Origin of the sequence: Massilia litorea (assembly GCF_015101885.1) — a bacterium.
Taxonomy (GTDB): Bacteria; Pseudomonadota; Gammaproteobacteria; order Burkholderiales; family Burkholderiaceae_D; genus Telluria; species Telluria litorea.
This window is the reverse complement of record NZ_CP062942.1, coordinates 72,640-96,851: the sequence shown is the minus strand read 5'-3', so window position 1 is coordinate 96,851 and position 24,212 is coordinate 72,640. Positions and strand designations below refer to the sequence as shown.

The window sequence follows — 24,212 nt, the reverse complement described above, 5'->3', positions numbered from 1 at the left end:
CGGTCCGGGCAAAGAGCAGGATGTGCCGCATCCGCCCCAACAACACCAGCTTGCGCCAACGGCCGGCCCGACGACCGCATTTAATGCTGCCGTTTCGGCGTAGCATCGACGGTCGACCCGGCCGCTTTGCGGCCCACTCTCGAAAAAAGGAAGATGCGATGGACCGGATTCATCCCGACGCGGTAAACGTAAGGAGCGGCCACTATATTGGTGGCGCCTATATCGACGACCAGGCAGCCATGGAAGTGCGCCGCCCCTCGGACGGCAAGGCTTATGCCGGCCTGCCGGTGGCCGACGAAGCGATGGTCGACCGTGCCGTGCAGGATGCGTGGAACGCCTTTAAAACCAGCGACTGGGCGCAGCGCGCACCGCGCGAACGGGCGCGCGTGATGCGCCGCTGGGCCGAACTCATCGAAGCCGACGCCGCCAACCTGGCGCCGCTGGAAACCGTGGGCTCGACCCGTCCGATCCGCGACGCCCTGGCCTGGGACGTGCCGTTCACGGCCGAAGGCATCCGCTTCTTTGCCGAATTCGCCGACAAGCACGGCGGCGACGTGGCCGCCACGCGCACCGACACCCTGGGCATGACGATCGCCGAGCCGTATGGCGTGATCGGCGCGATCGCGCCCTGGAACTTCCCGCTGGTGATGGCATCCTGGAAGATCGCCCCCGCGCTCGCGGCCGGCAACGCCGTGGTCCTGAAGCCGTCCGAGCTGACGCCCTTCTCCGTTCTGCGCCTGGCCGAGCTGGCGGTGCAGGCCGGCATGCCGCCCGGGATCTTCAACGTCGTGCAAGGCGACGGCGCCGTCACCGGCGACGCCTTGGTGCGCCATCCGAAGATCGCGAAAGTGACCTTCACCGGCTCGACCCGCACCGGCACCGCGATCATGGCGGCCTGCGCCCACAGCGGGACCAAGCCGGTCACGCTGGAACTGGGCGGCAAGAGCCCGCAGGTGGTATTCGGCGATGCGCCCGACCTCGATCGCACCGCGCGCACCATCGCCGGCGCGATCGCCGGCAATGCCGGCCAGGTGTGCGTGGCCGGTTCGCGCCTGATCGTGCAGCGCGGCGCGGCCGACCGCCTGGTATCCGGCATCGTGGCCGCCTTCGCCGCACTCAAGGCGGGCCACACCTGGGAAGGCGACACCACGCTGCCCCCGATCATCCGCGCGTCCGACGCGCTGCGCATCGACGGCATCGTCCAGCGCACGGTGGCGGCCGGAGCGTCCCTCGTTTGCGGCGGCCGCCTGCTGCAGGTCGCCGGCGAAGGCGGCTACTACGAGCCGACCCTGCTGGCCGGCGTGCACGGCGAGATGGAAGCGGTGCACGACGAGATCTTCGGCCCGGTGCTGACGCTGCAGGTGTTCGACGACGAAGAGGAAGCGCTGGCGCTGGCGGACCATCCCTCATATGGACTGGCCGCGGGTGTGCATACCGCCGACCTCGGCCGCGCCCTGCGCTGCGTGCGCCGGATCGAGGCCGGCACGGTCTGGGTCAACCGCTACGGCCGCAGCAACGACTTCGTGATCCCGACCGGCGGCTACAAACGTTCGGGCCTGGGCAAGGACCTCGGACGCCAGGCCTTCGAGGCCAACCTGCGTTTTAAAAGCGTGTTGATCGACTTCGCCGGGTAAACGAAAGTCGCGATAAATGCTGCAGTGCGGTGCAATCGGCCTCGCATTGCACGTTCCCGGTGCGGCGATGACCGCCACCACAATCTGTGCTGAATTCCGCATAAAGAAACGCGATTTATGTTTTATGACAGCCGCATTACGAGATAAGCAGTAAAGACGCCTATGTTGTAATCATTTCATACCAACAACGTATGAACCCAACCGGAGCCTGTCATGTATCCATCACGTTACTGCACTCTCGCGCTGTTTTTGGCGGCCACCTATCCACTGACGGCGGCCCAGGCGGCCCCCGGCGAGGATGCGGTGGTGGAAGCGGCACCAAGCGCCACGCCCGCCACCGAGGCTCCGGCAGCCGGCGCCGAAGGCGGCGAGGTCCGCAGGGTCACCGTCAAGGGCCAGCGCCAGAACTACCGCTCGCTCACGGCCACCGGCGCGACCAAGACCGACACCCCGATCCAGGACCTGCCGCAGAGCGTGCGCGTACTGACCTCCGACCTGCTCAAGGACGTGGGCGTGACCGACCTGGCCGGCGCCCTCGACCTCACCAGCGGCATTTCGCGCCAGAGCAACCTGGGCGGCCTGTGGGACAGCTACTCGATGCGCGGCTTCACCGGCGACCCGAATTTCGGTTCCGACTTCATGGTCAACGGCTTCAGCTCCAGCCGCGGCTACAACGGCCTGCGCGACGGCGCCAACACGCAGAGCGTGGAAGTGCTGAAGGGCCCGGCCTCGGCCCTGTACGGCCGCGGCGAGCCGGGCGGCACGGTGAACATCACCACCAAGAAGCCGAAATTCAAGCCCGAATACATGGTCGAAGGCTCGATCGGCAGCTACAACCTGCGCCGCGTCGCGGCCGACCTGACCGGCCCGATCAGCGAAACCCTCGCCTACCGTCTGAACGTGGCCCACGAGCAGGCCGACAGCTTCCGCGACACCCTGCACAGCAAGCGCGATTTCATCTCGCCTTCCTTCATCTGGCTGGTCGGCGAGGCTACCACCGTCTCCTACGAAGTCGAAGCGAGCAAGCAGGAGACCCCGTTCGACCGCGGCGTGGTGGCCGTGAACGGCGTGCTGGGACTGATCCCGAACTCGCGCTTCCTGGGCGAGCCAGGCGATGGCCCGACCACGGTCAAGAGCGTCGGCCACCAGGTCTTCGTGCAGACCGAGTTCAACGAAAACTGGAAGCTGCAGACTGGCTTCGCCTATCGCGACAGCTCGATGCGGGGCATCTCGACCGAGGCGGTCAACCTGCTGCCGGATAACGCCACCCTGCGCCGCCAGCGCCGCGACCGCGATTTCTCGGCCACCGACCTGTCCGGCCGCATCGAAGTGCTCGGCAAGTTCGGCACCGGGCCGCTCAAGCACAACGTGCTGGTGGGCGTCGACGCCTACAAGTTCGAGGACACCCGCATCCAGAACCGCCGCACGCCGACCGCGAGCAATCCCTACACCATCAACATCTACAACCCGGTGTATGGCGCGATCGCCGATCCGATGGTGCGCTCGATCGACACGCTCGAGAACCAGAAGGCCAGGGGTATCTACGCGCAGGACCAGATCGACCTGACCGAGCAGTGGAAGGCCATGCTGGGCGTGCGCCACGACGGCTACGAGCAGACCGTCACCAACCGCCGCATCAATGCCGTGAACTACCAGGAACTGAGTGCCACCAGTCCGCGCGTCGGCCTGGTCTACCAGCCGAACAAACAGTGGTCGCTGTACACCACGGCTGCCAAGGGCTTCCGTCCGAACAGCGGCATCAGCATCGACAACCTGGCCTTCCCGGCCGAGGAAAGCCGTTCCTACGAGGCCGGCGCCAAGCTGGAGTCGGCCAATGGCAAGATATCCGGCACCCTGGCCGTGTACAAGATCGAGAAGGAAAACGTGCTGGCCACGAATCCTGTCGACGTCAACTTCTACGTCTCGGCCGGCGAAGTCGCCAGCAAGGGCGTGGAGCTCGACATCGCCGGCGAGGTCATGAAAAACCTGCGCTTCTCGTTCGCCTACGCCTACACCGACGCCAAGGTCACCCGCGGCGACAACGTCATCAAGACCGGCTCGCAGTTCCCGAACGTGCCGAAGAACAGCGCCAGCTTCGTGCTGACGCCGACCTTCCGCCTCGGCGAAGGCACCGCCAGCCTGGGAGGCGCAGTGATCTACGTCGGCGAGCGCATGGGCGACGTGGCCGCGACCACTGACTTCAAGCTGCCGTCCTACACCACGGTGCGCCTGATCTCCAACTACTCGCCGAACAAGAAGCTGCGCTTCTCGCTGAACGTCGAGAACCTCTTCAACAAGCAGTACTACGCCAGCTCGTACAGCCAGGTGTGGGTCGCTCCGGGTACCGAGCGCACCATCGTCTTCAACGCCCAGTACAAGTTCTGATCGCATCAACCAACACGGAAAGAGGCAAGCATGAAGAAGATCGTCAAACTCACGGCCATGGCGGCCATCACCACCAGCCTGCTCGCCGGCGCGGTCGCCCAGGCACACGGCATCTGGTTCGCGCAGCGCTCGACCCAGCTCGCGCTCCTGTACGGCGTCGGCGCCGACGACCTCGACATCGTCAAGCGCGCCAGCCAGGTCAGCAGCGTCAGCGGCTTCGACGCCGCTGGCAAGCCGGTGCCGACCAGCGCCGCGCCGGACGGACGCCTGATGCTGGTCGATACCAGCAACCAGCCGGCGGTGGTTGCCGCCGTCCTCGACAACGGCACCTGGAGCAAGACACCGGAAGGCAAATGGCACAAGAAGGGCAAGGACGAAGTGCCGAACGCCGTCGTCAGCGAGCACACCTGGAAATACGCCGTGCACCTGCGCGCTCCCCTGACTGCGCCGCTGGGCGCGATCCCGGGCCATGTGCTGCAGGTGGCGCCGGTGGCGGCAACGCTGCCGCCGATGCTGGGCGACCCGATCACCCTGCGCGTGCTCTACAAGGGCAAGCCGGTGGCCGGCGCCCGCGTGCTGCACGACTGGGTCAACGACCCGGACGGCCAGCCGGTCCTGAGCGGCGCCGACGGCACCGTCACCCTGAAGGTGCGCAACCAGGGCCTGAACGTGATCGTCGCCATCCTCGACACGCCGCCGGACGACCCGGCCAAGTACAACAAGACCGAGCACCTGGCCTCGCTTTCCTTCGTGCTGCCGCACGCACCGGAATGAGCGACGCTCCAGACAATTCACTGCAAAGGAAGACACAAATGAACAAATTGTTAGGAAAACTGCTCCTGTGCGGCGCCGCACTGGCGATGGGTAATGCCTACAGCCACGGCACGCCGATCCCGAACCACGGCGGCGTGATCCAGGCCGTGGGCGAAACCTGGCTCGAACTCGTCGTCAAGGGTGACAAGATCGAGCTCTACCTGGAAGACGACGGCGATCCAATGGAAAGCGCCGGCGTGACGGGTACGGTGAGCGTGGTGGGCAAGCCGGGCGAATTCGCCCTGAGTCCTGCCGGCGACAACAAACTGGTCGCCAAGGGCAAGGTGCCGGCCGGCGCCAAGGTGGCGACCAAGCTGCTTCTGGCCGACAAGAAGACCAAGGTCGCGGCGACCTTCGCGCTGAAGTAAAGCCTGCTCCCCTCGCCGACCCGCAGCGGGCCGGCGAGGAACGATGGGGACTAACCGTGTACCGATATCGCGCGCATCAACGCCTGATCGTGGCCATCCTGATGGTCCTGGTCCTCGTCGCCCAATGCGTGAACGCCCTGTCCAATTCCCATACCCGGGTCGCGCATCGCCATGCCGGCAGCGGACATATCGGCAAGGCGCAGGCCGTGCACGGTCCTGGCCTGCCCCTCGCCAACGTCAAGGCGGCGCGCACCCACGTCCACACGCACCAGCACGATTCGGCCGACCACACCCACGACCTGCCCCTGCGCCAGGTCCTGGCGGCGGTCCAGTTTTCCTTCATGCCGACCCGGCACGCCGAGGTGACCATGCCGTTCCGCTCGGCCGTCGTTCATCCGCTCGAGCGTCCTCCAAAGACGGGTATTGCGTCGTTTGTCTAGTCGCCGGCGCGCTGCCGGCACCTTCACGCAATCCGTTTCGGAGTCATTCATGCTTACATCTCTTTTTACCTGCGGCACCCGGCCTGCCGGGGCAGCACCCTGGCGCATGCTGCTGCCCATCCTCTACCTGCTGGCCAGCTCCGCCGCCCAGGCGCATGGCATCGCCGAGGGCGACAAGGGCTATATCCAGGAAATCAGCGGCGTCCACTTCTTGCCCTTCGTGTACCTCGGCGCCAAGCACATGTTCACCGGCTACGACCACATCCTCTTCCTGTTCGGGGTGATCTTCTTCCTGTACCGGCTAAAGGACATCGGGATCTACGTCAGCCTGTTCGCGATCGGCCACTCGACCACGATGATGGCCGGCGTCTACTTCGGCACCAGCATCAACGGCTACCTGATCGACGCCATCATCGGCCTGTCGGTGGTCTACAAGGCCCTCGACAACGTCGGCGCCTTCCAGCGCTGGTTCGGCGTCCAGCCCAACACCAAGGTCGCGACCCTGGTCTTCGGCCTGTTCCACGGCTTCGGCCTGGCCACCAAGGTGCAGGACTACGAGATGTCGCCCGACGGCCTGGTGGCCAACATGGTCGGCTTTAATATCGGCGTCGAGGCCGGGCAGTTGCTGGCGCTGGGTACGATCCTGATCGCGATGGGCTTCTGGCGCCGTTCCGACAGCTTCATGCGCCACGCCTACACCGCCAACGTCGTCATGATGACCTGCGGTTTCCTGCTAATCGGCTACCAGCTGGTCGGCTACTTCACTGTTTGACCGGAGAACTGCCATGTACAACACCGATATGCCGCGCCGCGCGGAACTGCCCAGCAAGGCGCAACTGCTGCGCTCGACCGCGATCGCCATCGTCACGGCGGGCGTCCTCCTGACCACCGTCGTGCTGCCGTCCGAGTACGGCATCGATCCGACCGGGATCGGCAGCGCCCTGAACCTGACCGAGATGGGCAAGATCAAGACCGCGCTGGCAGCCGACGCGCTGGCCGACGCGGCCGCCGCCGAACGCAAGCCGCAGGCGACGGCTCCCGCCGCCCAGGCGAGGCCCGCCTCGGCAGGCAAGCGCAGCGACGAGATGCAGGTCACGCTCCAGCCCAGGGAGGGCATTGAAGTCAAGATGGCGATGCTGAAAGGCGCCACCGTGCATTACGAGTGGAAGACCGACGGGGGCCTGGTCAACCACGATACCCACGGCGAGCCCGACAACGCTCCACCCAACACCTTCCACCGCTACAAGAAGGAAAAGGATGTCACCGGCAACAGCGGCGAGTTCTCGGCGGCCTTCGACGGCCACCACGGCTGGTTCTGGCGCAACCGCAGCGACAAGCCGGTGACCATCACGCTCAAGACCAGCGGCGTCTATTCCGACATCAGGAAGATCAAGTAAGCGCGCCGCCTTGGCAGGGCGCGCAATCGGGCGTTTCCGGCGACGGGAACGCCCGATCCGCTTTCCGCGGTCAGAACCGGTGACGCAGGCCGGCGCAGCGCCATCTGCACGCCGTCAGGCACCTCCCCCGTTCAGGACCAGGTTCCCGGCGGCTGGTTCGAGGTCAGGACCACCGCCGCCGCCAGCGCACCGACCAGGATCACCAGTTCGATCCGCAGTACCGCCAGCACCAGCGAACGCTTGACAAGCGAGGCGGCCAGCGCCGGGAAGCCGAACAGCTTGTTGTAGCCGCCCAGCGCCACCGCCAGCGCCACCAGCACCAGTTTCAAAGCCAGCGCATTGCCGTACAGGTTGCCGAACAGCTGGTCGAGACTGCCGAGGCGATGCCAGGCGTTATACATGCCGGTGACGAGGATGCCGGCCAGCGCCACCGTGGCCAGCGTCGACACCCGCTCCAGGTAGGCGCCCAGCTGTCCCATCCCGGGCCAGCCGCTGCGCACGCGCGGCAGCACCAGCAAGCCGCCAACTGCAACCAGCCCGAGCCAGAGCGCGACCAGCACCAGGTGCAGCCACTCGACCAGCACGCCGAGGCTGAGCAACCCGTCCTCGACGGCATGGCTGACCGAGACTCGCGCCACCGACCACACCAGCAGCGCGAGCGCGAGCAGTGCATCGGCGCCGCCCCCGCGCGCGGCCGGCAGCACCAGCAGCGCCGCAGCGACCAAGGCCGCCAGGCCGAGCAGGCCGGCCTGCCCGTAGGCAGTGCCCAGGGTGGGCGCCAGCATGGACAGGGCCTCGCCCAGGCCGACGCCGCCCATCACCGCCGCCGCTGCCCACAGTCCGCATGCGGCGCCGACCGCACCCGGCAACGCGGCCCAGCGTTCGATGCGCATGATCGCGGCCGGCGCCGCGCCTTCCGCGTCCCGGGCGGCGCCGCGCAGCAGCCAGCGCGTGCACAGGGCGCCGACCAGGATGGCAAACGCGAGATTGACGACGAAGCTCGATCCCGCCTGGAACAGCGTGGCGCCGTCCATTTACTTCACCGTGAACTGGAACTGTCCCTTGCGGCGATGGCCGTCGGGACCGACGCCCACCCATTGCACGGAATAGGCGCCGGGCGCCAGCTCGGGCACGGCGAGCGTCAGGCGGTCGTTCTCGACCTGCCCCTTGCCGGTGGCGACTTCCTTGCCGACGGCGTCGACCAGTTTGGCGGAGCTGAACGCGGGTTCGACTTTTTCGTTGAACAGCAGCGAGATTTCCTTGGGCGCGGCCACGGTGCTGTTGGCCGCGGGGCTCGATTCCTTCAGAACCGCGTGAGCGGCTGCGTAAGGTGCGGCGAAGATGGCGCCGGCGGCGGCGAGGATGGCGAGGGTGTGCAGTGCTTTCATGGTGCGGCTCCTGAGTGAAGTAGAAAAAGCTTGGGGTCTTGCGTTGGTTAGTTGTGTCCCGTGTGGCCGGAGGGCTTGCGCACGTTCAGGTTCAGGTCGGCGCCCTGCTTGAGCGGCATCAGCTTGCCGCCGGCGCTGCTGCTGCGCGTCGGCTCGGCCAGCTCGCCGGTCCATTCATAAGCCACGGTGCCGGCCGGGTGCCGGTACCAGCCCGGATCCGTGTAGTCGCCGCGCTTCTGCTCCTTGCGCACCTTGAGCACGGTGAACATGCCGCCCATCTCGACGCTGCCGTAGGGGCCATCTCCAGTCATCATTGGCAGCGTGTTGGGCGGCAGCGGCATCTCCATGCCGTCCATCGAGCCGCCCTTGTCGCCCATGACCATGTAGTCCGGGACCAGTTTATTGATCTTTTCCGCTACGCCGGCATGGTCGACCCCGATCATGGTCGGCACCGCGTGGCCCATGGCGTTCATCGTGTGGTGCGACTTGTGGCAGTGGAAGGCCCAGTCGCCGGGCGCGTCAGCGATGAATTCGACGGCGCGCATCTGGCCGACGGCGATATCGGTGGTTACTTCCGGCCAGCGCGACGCCGGCGGGGTCCAGCCGCCATCGGTGCCGGTGACGGTGAACTCGTGACCGTGCAGGTGGATCGGGTGGTTGGTCATCGTCAGGTTGCCGACCCGGACCCGCACCTTGTCGCCCTGGCGTACGTTCATCGAGTCGATGCCGGGGAAGACGCGGCTGTTGAAGGTCCACAGGTTAAAGTCGAGCATCGTGTTGACCTTGGGCGTCGCAGTGCCCGGCTCGATGTCGTAGCCGCTGAGCAGGAAGACGAAATCGCGGTCCACCTGCATGAAGCGGTGGTCCTTCGGGTGCGTGACCCAGAAGCCCATCATCCCCATTGCCATCTGCACCATTTCGTCCGCATGCGGGTGGTACATGAAGGTGCCGGGCCGCTTCGCCTCGAACTCGTAGACGAAGGTTTTACCCGGCGGGATGCCGGGCTGGGTGAGCCCCATGATCCCGTCCATCCCGTTCGGCAGGCGCTGCCCGTGCCAGTGGATGCTGGTGTGCTCCGGCAGCCGGTTGGTGACGAAAATGCGCACCCGGTCGCCCTCGACCACCTCGATGGTCGGCCCCGGCGACTGGCCGTTATAGCCCCATAAATTCGCCTTCATGCCCGGCGCCAGCTCGCGCACCACGGGTTCGGCCACCAGGTGGAATTCCTTGACGCCGCGGTTCATGCGCCAGGGTAGCGACCAGCCGTTGAGGGTGACGACCGGATTGAAATGGCGCCCGTTGCCTGGTGCCGGCGGCGGCTGGGTACGGGCATCGGTCTGCACCACCGCTTCCGGCAGCGAAGCCGCGCCGACCCGGCTGACGGCGGCCGCGCTGACGGCGGCGGCGCCTGCGCTCTTGAAAAAGTGTCTGCGTGTGAACATGGTTTTCCTTGTCTATTCCTTGCTGCCGCTGCCGTGGATGGCCGCCTGCAGGGCGGTCTCGGCGATCCAGAAATCGCGTTGGGCGTCGATCGAGGCCTGCACACTGGCGATCTGCTCGCGTGCGTCGACCAGCAGTTCGAACACGCTGGCCAGCATGCCGTTGTAGCGCAACAGCACCTCGTTCGAGACCTGCCTGCGCAGCGGGACGATCTCGTCTCGGTAGCGCCGCGCGCGGGCGTAGGCACCGAGATAGGCGGCGTGGCTCAGGCGCACTTCTGAGCGCGCCCGCAGCGCGGTGTCAGCGGCCAGGTGCAGCGACTGCATGTAGCGCGCCTCGGCGCGGTGGGTATTGGCGCCGCCCCAGTCGAATAGGGGCAGCTCCAGGCTTACCTCGTAGCCGTTCTTGCGCGGCTCGCCGCTGGTGCTGGTGTTGATGTAGCCGGCCTCGAGCACGTTCACCAGGCGCGTCGCGCGCGTCAGGCCCAGCGCGCGCGCCGTCTCGGCGGTATCGGCCTTGGCGGCCTGGATGTCCAGGCGCGAGGCCAGCGCTTCCTGTTCCACGTTCTGCAGCGGGCGCAGCGTGTCGGGCAGCGCCGGCAACCGCTCCGGGAGAACGAATCCGCCCTCGCCCGCCGTCACGCCCAGTAGCTGCGCCAGGGTCTCGCGCGCGGCGACGGCGCCCAGCCGCGCCTGGTCCAGTCCATCGAGCGTCTCGGCGTGGAAGGCCTGCTCGCGCGCCTGATCCAGGGCGCTCCAGTTGCCGGCGCGCGCCATGCGCCGCGCCAGCTCGGCCGAGGCTTCGGTCGCCTGGCTGGCCTGCTCCATGTAGCGCGCGCGCTCGTTCGCCGCGAGCGCTTCGAAATAGGCTTTTTGCGTGTCGTGGGCCAGGCGCACGGCGCTGCGCGCGGCCGTCACCTGGGCGCGCTCGAAGCGGCGCTGTTCGATGCGCTGGCGGATGGGCATGGTGATCAGGCCGATCAGGTCGACGCTGAGCGCGCGCTCGATTTCGCGCTCGTCGCCGGCGCGCGAGCGGCTGAACGAGAAGCCCGGATTGCGCAGGCGGCCAGCCTGCACCAGGTCGGCTTCGGAAATGCCGAGTTCCGCCAGTGCCGCCTTCAGGCCGCTGTTGTGGGCCAGCGCCACCTGGACCGCGCCCTGCACCGACAGCGGCTGTTTTAAAACCGCGTCGGCGGCGGCGCGCAAGGCGGCGTCGTCGCGCTTGAAACTGACCGGCTGGCCGATGCGTGCGCCGGTCATGCTGGAGACGGCGTCGAGTCCGCCGTCGGGTGAAAACGTGCTGCAGCCGGCCAGCAGCACGACTGCGCAGGCGGCCGCCGGCGCACGCCAATGGATTGTTCTCATGGTGCTTCCAGATCGTGTCGAAGATATTAGTCGCCGGGCCGCGCGTGCGGCCGGGACTGCCCGTAACGGTCAGGCGATCTGGCGGCGCGGTGGACGCTCGGGCGTGTCCGGGATATGGCCGCCGGGCGCAGGCAGCGCCAGCGGGAACCTGGATTCGGCCTGGAACAGGGACATGGCAAGCGTCGCCGCGGGCAGTGCCGCCGGCGCGCTGCAGCAGGCCAGGCAGGACGAGCAGGATTGCGCCGCATGCTGGTGCTCGGCGGCGCGCGCGGGATGCGCATGGTGGCCGGCGCCCTGGTCCGCGGCGGCATGCTGGCGGCTTGCCGGCGCCACTCCACAGCATGCGAGCAGCCCCGCCGCGACGCCCTGGAGGGAGGTGACGCAGATGAGAATACCGAGCAGGAGGTGGACCAACGAGCGTTTCATGCCCCTACTGTAACGCCTCCCACAGGGGGAAGGTCAAGCGGATCGGAACCGAAAAAATCAACTTGCGATATCCCGCGAAAATGCGCGCCGCTTTCGGCAGTTTGTGCCGAAACGGCGGCATGGCGCGGGACATCCTTGCGTTCTTTTGCGGGTGCTGGCGCAGGCCCTATGGCTGCGGTAGCATCCTCCTCCACCAGCACCGACCAGGTGCACGAAAAGGAGAATGTGGTGACAACCCCCGCTACTGAAACCGACATCCGCTACCGCCGCATGTCCGAACACGATATCGAGGCCGCGCACAAGCTGTCCATGTCGGTACGCTGGCCGCACCGCGCCGATGACTGGCGCCTGGTGCACCGGCTCGGCACCGGCTTTGTCGCCGAGAATGAGGACGGCATCGTCGGCACGGCCCTCTGCTGGAGCCACGGCACCCAGTTCGCATCGATCGGGATGGTGATCGTCTCGCGCGACTGGCAGGGACGCGGCATCGGCAAGAAGCTGATGTCGAAGGCGATGTCGGAACTGGGCAAGCGCGACGTGCTGCTGCACGCGACCGAAAGCGGCGCCCCCCTGTACCAGCGCCTCGGCTTCGAGAGCATCGGCGCCATTCACCAGCACCAGGGCACGGTGTTCCAGCCGCCGCTGATCGCACTCCCGCCCGGCGAACGGATTCGTCCGCTCGGCGCGCGCGACGGCGCCAAGCTCGCGGCCCTCGGGGCGCGCGCCAGCGGCATGCCCCGCGCTACCGTGCTGGCCGCCCTGCAGGATGTGGCGGAGTGCGTCGCCATCGATCGCTACGACGAGGTGATCGGCTTTGCCATGCTGCGCCGCTTCGGCCATGGCTACGCCATCGGCCCGGTCATCGCACCGGACATCGAACGCGCCAAGGCCCTGATCAGCCACTGGACCGGCACCTATGCCGATTCCTTCGTGCGCATCGACGTGCCCGCGAATAGCGGCCTGGGCGACTGGCTCAACGGTCTCGGCCTGATCCAGGTCGACTCGGTGGTGGCGATGGTGCGCGGCGAGCCGCCGCTGCCCGATGCGAAAATCAAGCAGTTCGCCATCATCAATCAAGCGCTCGGATGAGCGCCGACGTTTTCCTATACAAGGCCGATCCGGTGCGCGGCGCCGAGTGGGCCGCACTGTTCGCGGCGAAGGCGCCGCATATCGAGTTCGCGCAGTGGCCCTACGAGGGCGATCCGGCGCGCGTGCGCTACCTGGCAGCCTGGCTGCCGCCGGCCAGCCTGTCCTGCTTTCCCAACCTGGAAGTCCTGTTCTCGGTCGGCGCCGGGATCAACCAGTTCGACCTGGCCGCGATTCCGCCGCAGGTGGCGCTGGCGCGCATGGTTGAACCGGGCATCGTCGGCGGCATGGTCGAATACGTGACCCTGGCAACGCTCTCGATTCACCGCGAGTGGCTGGCCTACCGCGAGCAGCAGCGTGCCGCGACCTGGCAGGCGCGCCGCGTGCGCCCGGCCGGCGCGCGCCGCGTCGGCGTGCTGGGACTGGGCGTGCTGGCGCAGGCGGTGCTGGTCCAGCTGCGCGGCCTGGGCTTTCCCTGCGCCGGCTGGAGCCGCTCTCAGCATACGATCGAAGGCGTCGACTGCTACAGCGGCGCCGAGGGTTTGCAAGCTTTCCTTGCGCGCACCGATATCCTGGTCTGCCTGCTGCCGCTGACCGACAGCACGCGCGGCATCCTGGACCGCGCGCTGTTTGCCGTCCTGCCGCGCGGCGCCGCGCTGATCCAGTGCGGGCGCGGTCCTCATCTCGACCAGAACGCGCTGCTCGAAGCGCTCGACTCGGGCCACTTGTCGCAGGCCGTGCTCGACGTCTGCGAGCCGGAGCCGCTGCCGGCCGGTCACCCGTTCTGGCAGCATCCGCGGATCATGCTGACGCCGCACGTCGCCAGCATGACGCAGCCGGAAACGGCGGTCGAGGTCGTGCTCGACAATATTCAACGGCACCACTCGGGACAGGTATTGACCGGCCTGGTCGAGCGCGGACGCGGCTATTGAGCCTCCCGAGGACGGCAGCAGAATATGCCGAAGCCGCCGCGAATTCACAACGAACACCCCCTCCGGCAGGCCCAGTACGCAAGCTCGCGCTGCCCAACTGCACCTATGATGGAATCATTCATCAACAGGAATGACTACCATGCCAAGCACGAACCGGGACCAACTGGTCGCACTCGACCGCCAGCACCTGATCCACCCCGTCACCAACTTCCGCGCCCACGAAAAGCGCGGCGTCACGGTCCTCGACAGCGGCAAGGGAGCCTTCCTGCGCGACATCGATGGCAACGAACTGCTGGACGCCTTCTCTGGCCTGTGGTGCGTGAACACCGGCTACGGCCAGGAAAGCATCGTGCGCGCCGCCACCGAACAGATGGCGCGCCTTCCGTATGCCACCGGCTATTTCAGCTACGGCTCGGAGCCGGCCATCCGGCTGGCGGCGCAGCTGGTCGAGCTGGCGCCGAAGTCCCTGCGCCACGTCTACTTTACGCAAGGCGGCTCGGACGCGGTCGACGCCGCGATCCGCTACGTGGTCTATTACTACAATGCGCTCGGCAAGCCGCAGAAGAAGCATTTCATTTCGCTGCAGCGCGGCTACCACGGCTCCTCGGCCGCGGGCGCCGGCCTGACCGGCCTGCCGGTCTTCCACCGCAACTTCGACCTGCCGACCCTGCAGCAGCACCACATCCCTTCTCCTTACCCTTACCGCAATCCGGTCGGCCAGGACGACGCCGCGATCATCGCCGCCTCCGTGCAGGCGCTGCGCGACAAGGTGGCCGAGCTGGGGGCGGAGAACGTCGCGGCCTTCTTCTGCGAACCGATCCAGGGCTCGGGCGGCGTGATCGTGCCGCCGGTCGGCTGGCTCAAGGCAATAGCCGACACCTGCCGCGAGCTGGGCATCCTGCTGGCGGTCGACGAGGTCATCACCGGTTTCGGGCGCACCGGCCCCCTGTTCGCCTGCGAGGCCGAAGGCGTGGAACCGGACCTGATGACGATGGCCAAGGGCCTGACGGCCGGCTATGCGCCGATGGGCGCGGTCATGATGTCGAGTGCGATCTACGACGCCATCTCCGAGGCCGCGGGACCGGACATCGCGGTCGGCCACGGCCAGACCTATTCGGCGCACCCGGTCGCCGCGGCGATCGGCCTGGAAGTGCTGCGCCTGTACCACGAAGGCGGCTTGCTCGCCAACGGCATCGCGGTGACGCCGCGCTTCACGGCCGGCCTGCAGGAGCTGCTGGCGCACCCGCTGGTGGGCGACGCCCGCAACCGCGGACTGGTCGGCGCCCTGGAACTGGTGGCGGACAAGAAGAGCAAGCGGCAGTTCGATCCGGCCCTGCGCGTCAATGAAGCGGTGGCCGAAGCGGCCTACCGCAACCGCCTGGTGTTCCGCGCCTTTAACGACAGCATCCTCGGCTTCGCGCCGGCGCTGTGCTACACGGAAGAAGAATTCGACCTGCTCTTCATGCGCCTGAAGCGCACGCTCGACGAGGTGCTTGAACTGCCGGCGGTGCGCGCGGCGATGCGCTGATCCGCATGTGCGGCGCCGTGGCGCCGCACATGCATTCGGGCAACTTCGGCAATACGTACCGTATTAAAATAGCACACACCAAATATTATGCTGCGCCCCCGGCAATTTTATGCAGATTGCCTGCTACAATCGACTACAGTTTTGCTTTGTAGATATGTCGTAAGGGGGATTGTATGCTCGATGGTGCCTTCAAACTGGACAGGATCGATATCAGGATCCTGGCTCATCTGCAACGTAGCGGACGCATTGCGAACGTGGACCTGGCCGAGTCGGTGGGCCTGTCCCCGAGCCCTTGCCTGATCCGCGTCAAGCGCCTGGAAAAAGGCGGATTCGTCACGGGATACGGCGCCCAGGTCGAGATGGAAAAGATCGGCAATGTGCAGATGGTGTTCACGCAGATCACCTTGTCCGATCACCGCCGCGAGGACTTCGCCAAGTTCGAGGCGGCCACCCGCAAGATCGACGAGATAACCGAATGCCACCTGGTCAGCGGCGGCTTCGACTACCTGCTCAAGTTCGTCACCAGCGGCGTGGTGCACTACCAGACCATCATCGAAGGACTGCTCGACGCCCACATCGGCATCGAGAAATACTTCAGCTATATCGTCATCAAGTCGCCCTTCACCAAGAGCTACTATCCGGTCGAAAAGCTGTTCGCGCAAACCGCGTAACAGCCGCTTCGCCATCAGGACGCGCCGCGGCACAAAATGCCGCCCTCGTCCGAAATTCCCAATTTCCGTTCTTTCGGCGACCTCATTACGCGCCATGCGACACGCCCGGGCTGGCTAAGATCATTGCTATCTCAACCCATCGTGGGCGCCGCCATGAACAGTAGACTCCCTATCGCCGTCATCGACGATGACGCCTTGCAGCCGAACCGTCCCGAGCTCGTCTGCTCGAGCAACTTCATCGGCGGCGCATGGACACCCGCCCGGAACGGCGCGACCTATACCATCGCCAACCCGGCCAGCGGCCAGGCCTTCGCCGAGGTGGCCGACAGCGACGTGCTTGATGCGCGCGCTGCCGCCGACAGCGCCGCCGCAGCCTTCGCATCATGGCGCAAGCGCCCGGCGCGCGAACGGGCGCAGCTGCTCAAGCGCTGGCACGCGCTGATCCTGGCCAATGCCGACGACCTGGCGCGCCTGATCTCGCGCGAGCAAGGCAAGCCGCTGGCGGAAGCACGCGGCGAAGTCGGCTACGGCGCCTCGTATGTCGAGTGGTTTGCCGAGGAAGCCGTGCGCACCTACGGCGACATGATTCCCGAGGGCGGGCGTGGCCGCAAGCTGATGGTGGTGAAGGAGCCGGTCGGCGTGGTGGCCGCGGTCACGCCCTGGAACTTCCCGCTGGCGATGATCGCCCGCAAGATCGCCCCCGCCCTGGCGGCCGGCTGCACGGTACTGGCCAAACCGGCCGAGGACACGCCGCTGACCGCGCTGGCCCTGGTGCGCCTCGCCGAGGAAGCCGGCATTCCGCTAGGCGTGATCAACATCGTGACCGCCTCGCGCGCCCAGACGCCGGTCGTGGTCGGCGAATGGCTGAAGGATGCGCGGGTGCGCAAGATCACCTTTACCGGTTCCACCGCCGTCGGCAAGAGCCTGGCGCGCGACTCGGCCGCCACCCTGAAAAAACTTTCGCTCGAACTGGGCGGCAATGCACCCTTCATCGTGTTCGACGATGCCGACCTCGACGCCGCCGTAAAAGGCCTGATGGTCGCGAAATTCCGCAACGGCGGCCAGACCTGCGTCAGCCCGAACCGGGTCTACGTGCAGAGTGGCGTCTACGACGCCTTCGCCGCACGCCTGGGCGCGCAGGTGTCGGCCCTGAAAGTCGGCCCCGCCAGCGATCCGGGTTCGCAGGTCGGCCCGATGATCAACCTGCGCGCGCTCGACAAGATCATGCAGCACGTGGCCGACGCCCTGGCGCACGGCGGCGTGCTGCTGGCCGGCGGCGAACGGCTCGCACCCGACGGCACCTACTACGCCCCTACCCTGATCGGCAACGCGCATGCCGGCATGCTGCTCGCAAACGAGGAGACCTTCGGCCCGGTGGTCGCCCTCTTCCCCTTCGAGCACGAGGATGAGGTGGTGGCGCAGGCCAACGACACACCCTTCGGCCTGGCTGCGTATTTTTATTCGCGCGACATCGCGCGCGTCTGGCGCGTCGCCGATCTTCTGGAAACCGGGATCGTCGGAATCAACGAAGGCGCGCTGGCGGCCGAATCGGCGCCCTTCGGCGGCGTCAAGGAATCGGGCTATGGGCGCGAAGGATCGCGCTATGGCCTGGACGATTACATGCATACCAAATACTTGTGCCTGGGAGGCGTCGAATGAACACCGCAGACCACGAAACCTATCCGATCGAAGTCGCCTTTCCCGACATCTCGCCCTATGCCGCGGGCAATGCCGGCCTGCCTTACGCCTGGACCTTCGACAGCGGCGTGCCCGGTCCGCACGTGATGCTCAATGCCCTCACCCACGGCAATGAGGTCTGCGGCGCGATCGCGGTCGGCGGGCTGATCGACGCCGGCCTGCGTCCGCGCCGCGGCAAGCTGACGCTCGCCTTCGCCAACGTCGACGCCTACGCCCGCTTCGAACCGGCCAATCCGGACGCCTCCCGCTACGTCGACCAGGATTTCAACCGCGTCTGGAGCGAGGCAATCCTCGACAACGCCGCCCGCGATTCGAGCGAACTGCGGCGCGCGCGCGCCATGCGCCCGCTGGTCGACAGCGTCGACTGGCTGCTCGATCTGCACTCGATGCATGAACGCAGCGCGCCGCTGAACGTCTGCGGCCCGCACGAGAAAGGAATCGCCCTCGCCCGCAAGCTGGGCGTGCCGGCCTGGATCGTCAGCGACGCCGGCCACCCCGAAGGCCGCCGCATGCGCGACTACGCCGGCTTCGGCGACCCCGCCAGTCCGAAGGAAGCGCTGCTAATCGAGTGCGGCCAGCACTGGGAAGCGAAAGCGGTGGACGTCGCCCGCGATTGCTGCGCGCGTTTCCTGCTGCTTGCCGGCGTGGTCGACGAACCGGACCTGCCGGCAGGCTGGCTGGCGCCGCGCACCGAGCCGGTCAAGGTCGTGCGCGTCACCGATCCGGTGGTCGCACGCAGCATGGACTTCCGCTTCGCAGGTCCCTACACCGGGCTCGAAACCTTTCCTGAACAGGGTAGCGTGATCGGCTGGAACGACGGCGAACCGGTCACCACGCCCTACCCGAACTGCGTGCTCGTCATGCCCTCGCTGCGCCAGCTGCGTCCGGGCGTGACGGTGGTGCGCTTCGGCCAGCTGCTCGACTGATTTTCAACCTTTACTTAACGAGGCCCACATGACCATGCTCCGCTTTTACGACATCACGCCCGACATCAAGCAGCAGCACCCGGACGAAGACCGCCGCATCCGCGGCAATCCCCTGCGCACCAGCCAGGAATATTTTGCGAACGACGCCCACGGCGTGCGCTCGGGCACCTGGAGCGCCGAAGCCGGCAGCTACCGCATCGCCCTCGACGAAGACAAGCACGAGTTCTTTCACATCCTGACGGGGAAGGTGGAGATTTCGAATGAAGACGGCAGCACGACCCTTGCCTACGGGCCGGGCGACACCGGCATCATTCCGCCGGGCTTCAAGGGTGTGTTCGATATCGTGGAGCCGGCCAGCAAGTTCTGGGTGGTGACGGAACGCCGTTAATGTAGGGGTGGGCGAGGCCAGTGGCCTCGCCCACCGTACGTTCATCCAGCCGCTTCCGACAGATCCGCCGGCGGCCGGGTCAGCAACTCGGGCCGGAGTATCTCGTCCAGCTGCGCTTGGCTGAGCCACCCCTTCTGCAGCACCAGTTCCGCGATGCCGCGTCCGGACACCTGCGCTTCGCGCGCGATCGCGCTGGCCCTGGCGTAGCCGATATACGGATTCAAGGCCGTGACCAGCCCGATCGAGCCGTGCACCACCGACTTCAGATACTCGGGATTAGCCGTGATGCCGCTGATGCAGCGCGTCTCCAGCGTGTAGCAGGCCGCGCGCAGGTGGGTCAGGCTCTTGAACAGGCTGAAGGCGATCACCGGCTCGAAGGCGTTGAGCTGCAGCTGGCCCGCCTGCGCGGCTTGCGTGACGACCAGGTCGTTGCCGATCACCTCGAAGGCCACCTGGTTGACCACTTCCGGGATCACCGGATTGACCTTGCCTGGCATGATGCTCGATCCAGCCTGCATCGGCGGCAGGTTGATTTCGCCGAAACCGGCGCGCGGACCCGAGGACAGCATGCGCAGGTCGTTGCAGACCTTGCCCAGCTTGATCGCGCAGGATTTCAGTGCCGCCGACAGTTCGACGAAAGCGTCGGTATCCTGGGTGGCGGCGACCAGGTCGGGCGCGGTGCGCAGCGGCAACCCGGTCAGCCGCGCCAGGTGCCGGCGCACTGCCCGCGTATAGCCCGGCGGCGAATTGATGCCGGTGCCGATCGCGGTCGCGCCCAGGCTGATTTCGCACAGGCGATCGAGCGCGCGCAGCAAGGCGGCGCGGTCGGCCGCCAGCATCACCGAATAGGTGGCGAACTCCTGCCCCAGGGTCATCGGCACCGCGTCCTGCAGCTGGGTGCGGCCCATCTTGAGGACCGCCGCGAACTCCACCGCCTTGGCGTCGATGGCGGCGCGCAGCGCATCGAAAGCATCGAGCAGGCGCAGGCCGGCCGCGTGCAATGCCAGCTTGAGCGCGCAGGGATAGACGTCGTTCGTGCTCTGGCTGAGATTGACGTCCTCGTTCGGGTGCAGCCAGGCGTAGGCCCCGCGCGGGCGGCCCAGCAGTTCGAGCGCGCGGTTGGCAATCACCTCGTTCGCATTCATGTTGGTCGAGGTGCCGGCGCCGCCCTGCATCATGTCGACCACGAAGTGCTCGTGCAGGCTGCCATCGAGCACTTCGCCGCAGGCCTGCACAATGGCGCCGCATTTGCCGGGGTCGAGCACGCCGAGTTCGCAGTTGGCCAGCGCGGCGGCCTGCTTGATCGTCGCCAGCGCCAGCACCAGGTCGGGATAGTCGGCCAGCCGGGCGCCGCTGATCCAGAAGTTTTCGCGGGCCCGCACGGTGTGGATGCCGTAATAGGCGTCCTCCGGGACGGCGCGTTCGCCCAGCAGGTCGTGCTCCATCCGTGTCTTCATCGTCTTTTCCCTTAGCGTACGAACTGGAATCCTAGATTCATGCTCAATGCACCGTTGCCGGTATGGGTGCCGACATCGCGCGCCAGGCCGGTCACCAGCAGCAGGCTCTCGTTCAGCGCGAACTTGAAGCCGGCGCTGGCGGTGGTCTCGTGCGCGACCGCGCTCACCAGCCTGCGCTGGAATTCGATGCGGCACTCGATACGCGGCGTGCACTGGTTCAGGACTTTGATCCCGCCCGCCCACTCGCGCTCACCACCGTTCGAGGCGAGCTTGCGTCCGGCCTCGAGGAAGACGCCCGTCTCGCCGGCATGAAAGCCGACGATCAACGGCAGGATCACGCTGCGTTCGCGCTCGACCAGGCCGCTGCGTTCGGCACGCTTCGATGGCGTCCAGGTGTACTGCGGGAATACCGCCAGCGAGAAGCCCGCCTTCTCGTGGTCGAGCAGGCGCCACTTGAGGCCGACGACGGCGCCACCGGTGCCGTCCAGGCGCGCCGCGCCCGGCTCGCGCAGGCTGAGCCGGCTGCCGCCCAGCAGCAGCTGGCCGTGCTCGCCGATACCGAAGTTGAGGTCTCCCTCCGGCAGGCCGTATTCCCAGCCACCCAGCGCGGTGCGGGTGGCGCTGATGCCGATGTTGTGCTCCCAGCCGCCGGGGCCCGGCGTGTCCGTGTCCTCGGTCGCCGCCGCGCCCCCGGCAAGGCAGGGCAGCAGCAGGCAGGCGGCCAGCCAGCGGCGCATGTCGATCATGTTTGCGCGCATCAGAAATACCGTACCCAGGCTTGCGTCGAGGTGCGCTTGTAGCGCGCGAAGGCGCGGCAGGGCACATACAGGATCGGCATCAGCAGCAGCGACACGATCCACACCGGCCAGATCGAATCAACCCCGAAGCGCTCGCCATGGTTGGCGCCGAACATGGCTACCAGCGCATGCTGCATCCCCAGCAGCAGGTAGAGATGGAACAGGTAGTAGAACATCGGGGCGCCGCCGAAGGTGGCGCAGGCGCGCGTGAACCAGTTGTCGTGCTTCTCGAGCGCCGCCATGCACAGCATGCCGGTGCCGATGGTCATCAGGACGAAGTCGAGCGAGGGCGGATACTTGGTGAAGTTCAGGAAAGACATGACGGTCTGGATGCCGGTCTCGCCCGTCACCCAGGGCGCGTTTTCGCCGTAGATGTTAAAGCCGCGCAGGACCAGCAGCAGCGCCAGCGCGCCCAGGCCGATGGTGACCAGCTGCTGCTTGCGGCGGCCCGGCTGCATTGCCGCGCCATACAGTGGACCGCAGACGTAGCCGAGCAGGATGACGCCGATCCAGGGCAGCAGCGGATAGGTGACCTTGAGCTTGACCGCGCCTTCGGAAATCAGGTAGCCGCGCTCGAGCAGCACGGTGTACGCCGCCTGGGCGAAGCTGCCGGGGGTGAAGCTGAGCCCTGCGAAGGCATTGTGGCCGAAGATGATGGCCAGCGCGACCGCACCCAGCAGCGCCAGCGGCAGGCGGTGCACCAGGGCCAGCACGATCATCGCCAGGCCGATAACCCAGATCACCTGCAGGAACAGCACCGCCGGCGGATACTGGCCGGCCCACGCGAAGTTCACCGCCACCAGTTCCAGCGCGACCAGCAGCAGGCCGCGCTTGACCAGGAAGCCGGTCGCATTGCGCGGTCCGGCCGCGGGATGGGCATACAGCCAGGCCGACAGGCCGGTCAGGAACACGAACATCGGCGCGCAGAAATGCGCCGCCAGGCGCGTGAAGAACAGCGAGGGTGCGGTCTGCGCGATGGTCATCGGGTCGGTCACCTGCATGTGCAGGTAGAGCGTTTCGCGCACGTGGTCGAACAGCATGATCAACATGATCAGGCCGCGCATGACATCGATCACCGCGATGCGCGAGCGCACCAGCTTCGCCTGGCCGGTCAGGCTTCCCGCTGCTGCGCTGCCGCCGTTCCACACGGATGGGTTGTACATATTCGTTTGGTCCATAGTTCTCTACCTCGCATTGAATACATCTGTGATTCGTCATCTGGGCCTGCTCTGGAAAATTCTACGGCGCAGCACGGTTTTTTTGTGCTTTGTTCGAGGCTGGCCACGACGTTTCGCACCCGAAGATGGGGCACGAAAAGCATATTGTTGCGTGACCGAGGGGCCCAGCAAGCTATGCTGAATGGCCGCCGCAAAACCACGCAATGTGCGCCGCGTCCTGCGCGAAACGCGACATTTCTGCGCCCGGCCTATGGTGTAATAGCCAGGTCACGAGGCCATCCCTGGCCTTCGTCACCAGCCACAGGAACCATTGCGATGACCGATTCGACTTCCCTCCCTGGCGCCTGCTCGCGCCGCGATGCCCTGCGTTCCCTGCTTGCCGGGAGCGTGGCGCTGAGCGCCGGCGGCATCCTGGTCGGCAGCGCACACGCGGCAGCGGCGCAGCCGCGCAAGGGCGGACGCATGACAATCGCCACCCAGTCCAGTTCCAGCGCCGATACGCTCGACCCGGCCAAGGCCGGTCTGTCGACCGACTACCTGCGCGCGCACATGTTCTACAACGGCCTGACTACCCTCGACGCCCACCTGGCCCCGCAGATGGCCTTGGCCGAAGCCTTCGAGACCGACGATGCGCTCACCTGGACCGTCAGGCTGCGCAAGGGCGTCGTGTTCCACGACGGTAAGCCATTCACGTCGGCCGACGTCGTCTACTCGCTCAACCGCCACAAGCTGCCGGCGACCGGTTCCAAGGTCAAGTCGGTCGCCCAACAGTTCGCGTCGGTGACGGCCGTCGACCCGCTCACCGTCAGGATCGTCCTCGAGGGCGCGAATGCCGACCTGCCGGTCATCCTGGCCACGGCCAACTTCGTGATCGTCAAGGACGGCGCCACCAGTTTCGATACCGCCGTCGGCACCGGCGCCTTCCTGTGCAAGGAATTCACGCCCGGCGTGCGCACGGTGGCGGTGCGCAATCCGTACTACTGGAAGGCGGGCCTGCCCTACCTCGACGAGATTGTCCTGTTCGGCATTCCCGACGAATCGGCGCGCGTCAACGCACTGCTGTCGGGCGACGTCGACTGGATCAACGACGTCAATCCGCGCAGCGCCAAACGGGTGCGCGAGGAGCCGCGCGCCGCGCTGCTGGAGGCAAAATCGGGCCTGTACACCGACCTGATCATCCGCAAGGACCTGGGCGTCGGACGCCATCCCGATTTCGCGACCGGCATGAAATACCTGATCGACCGCGAGCAGATCAAGCGCGCGGCCTTCCGCGGCTATGCCGACCTCGGCAACGACCAGCCGATCGCGCCCAGCAACCGCTTCTATTTCGCCGGCCTGCCGCAGCGCCCCTACGATCCGGAACGCGCCCGCTTCCACCTCAAGCGCGCCGGTGTGCTGGACCTCGAACTGCCGGTGGTGTGCTCGGTGGCGGCCACCGGTTCGGTCGACATGGCGATGCTGCTGCAGCAGTCCGCCTACAAGGCTGGCCTGAAGCTGAAGGTGAAACGGGTGTCGGCCGATGGCTACTGGTCGAACCACTGGAACAAGTCGCCCATGGGCTTCGGCAACGTCAACCCGCGTCCCAGTGCAGACATGGTCTTCACGCAGTTCTTCAAGTCGGATGCGCCCTGGAACGGCTCGGCATGGAAAAACGAGCGCTTCGACCAGCTGCTGGTGTCGGCCCGCGCCGAGACCGACGAAGCGAAACGCAAGCTGATGTACGCGGACATGCAGACTCTGGTGCACCAGCACTGCGGCGTCGGCATCCCGGTCTTCATCACGATCCTCGAAGGGCTCAGCAAGCGCGTCAAGGGTGCCTCCTCGCACCCGCTCGGCTCCTTCATGGGCTACAACTGCCCGGAGCAGGTCTGGGTCGACGCCTGAGCCGGCGCTCCC

General features: G+C 66.7%; 23 protein-coding genes. 15 read left to right on the top strand and 8 right to left on the bottom strand.

What is annotated here, in order from left to right:
• Nucleotides 1–158: 158 nt before the first annotated feature.
• The 7 genes from LPB04_RS23690 (at nt 159) to LPB04_RS23660 (ending at nt 7,037) form a co-directional block, all read left to right on the top strand.
• Complete coding sequence (locus LPB04_RS23690) at nt 159–1,634, top strand: aldehyde dehydrogenase family protein (RefSeq protein ID WP_193689182.1); 1,476 nt, start codon at nt 159–161, stop codon at nt 1,632–1,634.
• A gap of 213 nt (nt 1,635–1,847) precedes the next feature.
• Entirely contained in the window at nt 1,848–4,019 is a 2,172-nt protein-coding gene (locus LPB04_RS23685; RefSeq protein ID WP_193689181.1) for a TonB-dependent siderophore receptor, read from the top strand.
• Nucleotides 4,020–4,049: 30 nt separating this feature from the next.
• A complete protein-coding gene (locus tag LPB04_RS23680) occupies nt 4,050–4,793 on the top strand; it encodes a DUF4198 domain-containing protein (protein ID WP_193689180.1) in 744 nt (247 codons plus the stop codon).
• 38 nt (nt 4,794–4,831) lie between these two features.
• On the top strand, nt 4,832–5,200 hold the full coding sequence (locus LPB04_RS23675) for a hypothetical protein (protein ID WP_193689179.1): 369 nt from the start codon (nt 4,832–4,834) through the stop codon (nt 5,198–5,200).
• A 56-nt stretch (nt 5,201–5,256) separates the two neighbouring features.
• Entirely contained in the window at nt 5,257–5,640 is a 384-nt protein-coding gene (locus tag LPB04_RS23670; protein ID WP_193689178.1) for a hypothetical protein, read from the top strand.
• A gap of 106 nt (nt 5,641–5,746) precedes the next feature.
• Complete coding sequence (locus tag LPB04_RS23665; protein WP_193689272.1) at nt 5,747–6,412, top strand: HupE/UreJ family protein; 666 nt, start codon at nt 5,747–5,749, stop codon at nt 6,410–6,412.
• 13 nt (nt 6,413–6,425) lie between these two features.
• Nucleotides 6,426–7,037, top strand: coding sequence for a transmembrane anchor protein (locus LPB04_RS23660; RefSeq protein WP_193689177.1), 612 nt, complete (start codon nt 6,426–6,428; stop codon nt 7,035–7,037).
• 131 nt (nt 7,038–7,168) lie between these two features.
• Here the strand turns inward: LPB04_RS23660 and LPB04_RS23655 are convergent, their stop codons facing one another.
• The 5 genes from LPB04_RS23655 to LPB04_RS23635 all read right to left on the bottom strand — a co-directional run bounded on the left by LPB04_RS23655 (nt 7,169) and on the right by LPB04_RS23635 (nt 11,655).
• Nucleotides 7,169–8,071 carry a CopD family protein gene (locus tag LPB04_RS23655; protein ID WP_193689176.1) on the bottom strand — a complete coding sequence of 301 codons (903 nt, stop codon included), beginning with the start codon at nt 8,069–8,071 and terminating at the stop codon, nt 7,169–7,171.
• Nucleotides 8,072–8,425 carry a copper homeostasis periplasmic binding protein CopC gene (copC, locus tag LPB04_RS23650; protein ID WP_193689175.1) on the bottom strand — a complete coding sequence of 118 codons (354 nt, stop codon included), beginning with the start codon at nt 8,423–8,425 and terminating at the stop codon, nt 8,072–8,074.
• Between the two features lie 47 nt (nt 8,426–8,472).
• On the bottom strand, nt 8,473–9,867 hold the full coding sequence (locus LPB04_RS23645) for a multicopper oxidase family protein (protein ID WP_193689174.1): 1,395 nt from the start codon (nt 9,865–9,867) through the stop codon (nt 8,473–8,475).
• Between the two features lie 12 nt (nt 9,868–9,879).
• Nucleotides 9,880–11,229: a TolC family protein gene (locus tag LPB04_RS23640; protein ID WP_227496785.1), complete on the bottom strand. Its 1,350-nt coding sequence runs from the start codon at nt 11,227–11,229 to the stop codon at nt 9,880–9,882.
• A gap of 69 nt (nt 11,230–11,298) precedes the next feature.
• The gene (locus LPB04_RS23635; RefSeq protein ID WP_193689173.1) at nt 11,299–11,655 is read right to left on the bottom strand and encodes a hypothetical protein; all 357 of its coding nucleotides are present in this window, start codon (nt 11,653–11,655) and stop codon (nt 11,299–11,301) included.
• Nucleotides 11,656–11,925: 270 nt separating this feature from the next.
• Between LPB04_RS23635 and LPB04_RS23630 the strand changes: the two genes are divergently transcribed.
• The 7 genes from LPB04_RS23630 (at nt 11,926) to LPB04_RS23600 (ending at nt 18,884) form a co-directional block, all read left to right on the top strand.
• The gene (locus LPB04_RS23630) at nt 11,926–12,744 is read left to right on the top strand and encodes a GNAT family N-acetyltransferase (protein WP_193689270.1); all 819 of its coding nucleotides are present in this window, start codon (nt 11,926–11,928) and stop codon (nt 12,742–12,744) included.
• A complete protein-coding gene (locus LPB04_RS23625) occupies nt 12,741–13,673 on the top strand; it encodes a 2-hydroxyacid dehydrogenase (protein ID WP_193689172.1) in 933 nt (310 codons plus the stop codon). The genes LPB04_RS23630 and LPB04_RS23625 overlap by 4 nt, the downstream gene beginning before the upstream one ends.
• 139 nt (nt 13,674–13,812) lie before the next feature.
• Nucleotides 13,813–15,201 (top strand): aspartate aminotransferase family protein, encoded by a 1,389-nt coding sequence (locus tag LPB04_RS23620; RefSeq protein ID WP_193689171.1) that lies wholly within the window; start codon nt 13,813–13,815, stop codon nt 15,199–15,201.
• 173 nt (nt 15,202–15,374) lie between these two features.
• Complete coding sequence (locus LPB04_RS23615; RefSeq protein ID WP_193689170.1) at nt 15,375–15,872, top strand: Lrp/AsnC family transcriptional regulator; 498 nt, start codon at nt 15,375–15,377, stop codon at nt 15,870–15,872.
• Nucleotides 15,873–16,025: 153 nt separating this feature from the next.
• Nucleotides 16,026–17,531: an NAD-dependent succinate-semialdehyde dehydrogenase gene (locus LPB04_RS23610; RefSeq protein ID WP_193689261.1), complete on the top strand. Its 1,506-nt coding sequence runs from the start codon at nt 16,026–16,028 to the stop codon at nt 17,529–17,531.
• Nucleotides 17,528–18,496 (top strand): M14 family metallopeptidase, encoded by a 969-nt coding sequence (locus LPB04_RS23605; RefSeq protein WP_193689260.1) that lies wholly within the window; start codon nt 17,528–17,530, stop codon nt 18,494–18,496. Before LPB04_RS23610 ends, LPB04_RS23605 begins: the two co-directional genes overlap by 4 nt.
• Nucleotides 18,497–18,524: 28 nt before the next feature.
• Nucleotides 18,525–18,884 carry a cupin domain-containing protein gene (locus LPB04_RS23600; protein ID WP_193689259.1) on the top strand — a complete coding sequence of 120 codons (360 nt, stop codon included), beginning with the start codon at nt 18,525–18,527 and terminating at the stop codon, nt 18,882–18,884.
• A 41-nt stretch (nt 18,885–18,925) separates the two neighbouring features.
• Here the strand turns inward: LPB04_RS23600 and LPB04_RS23595 are convergent, their stop codons facing one another.
• The 3 genes from LPB04_RS23595 to LPB04_RS23585 are packed head-to-tail and all read right to left on the bottom strand — an operon-like array spanning nt 18,926 to nt 22,316.
• Nucleotides 18,926–20,341, bottom strand: coding sequence for an aspartate ammonia-lyase (locus LPB04_RS23595; RefSeq protein ID WP_193689258.1), 1,416 nt, complete (start codon nt 20,339–20,341; stop codon nt 18,926–18,928).
• Nucleotides 20,342–20,352: 11 nt separating this feature from the next.
• Nucleotides 20,353–21,099: a hypothetical protein gene (locus LPB04_RS23590; RefSeq protein ID WP_193689257.1), complete on the bottom strand. Its 747-nt coding sequence runs from the start codon at nt 21,097–21,099 to the stop codon at nt 20,353–20,355.
• Nucleotides 21,099–22,316 (bottom strand): DUF1624 domain-containing protein, encoded by a 1,218-nt coding sequence (locus LPB04_RS23585; protein ID WP_193689256.1) that lies wholly within the window; start codon nt 22,314–22,316, stop codon nt 21,099–21,101. The genes LPB04_RS23590 and LPB04_RS23585 overlap by 1 nt, the downstream gene beginning before the upstream one ends.
• A gap of 315 nt (nt 22,317–22,631) precedes the next feature.
• Here LPB04_RS23585 and LPB04_RS23580 point away from each other — a divergent pair, with 315 nt between their 5' ends.
• Nucleotides 22,632–24,200, top strand: coding sequence for an ABC transporter substrate-binding protein (locus LPB04_RS23580; protein WP_193689255.1), 1,569 nt, complete (start codon nt 22,632–22,634; stop codon nt 24,198–24,200).
• Nucleotides 24,201–24,212: the final 12 nt, after the last annotated feature.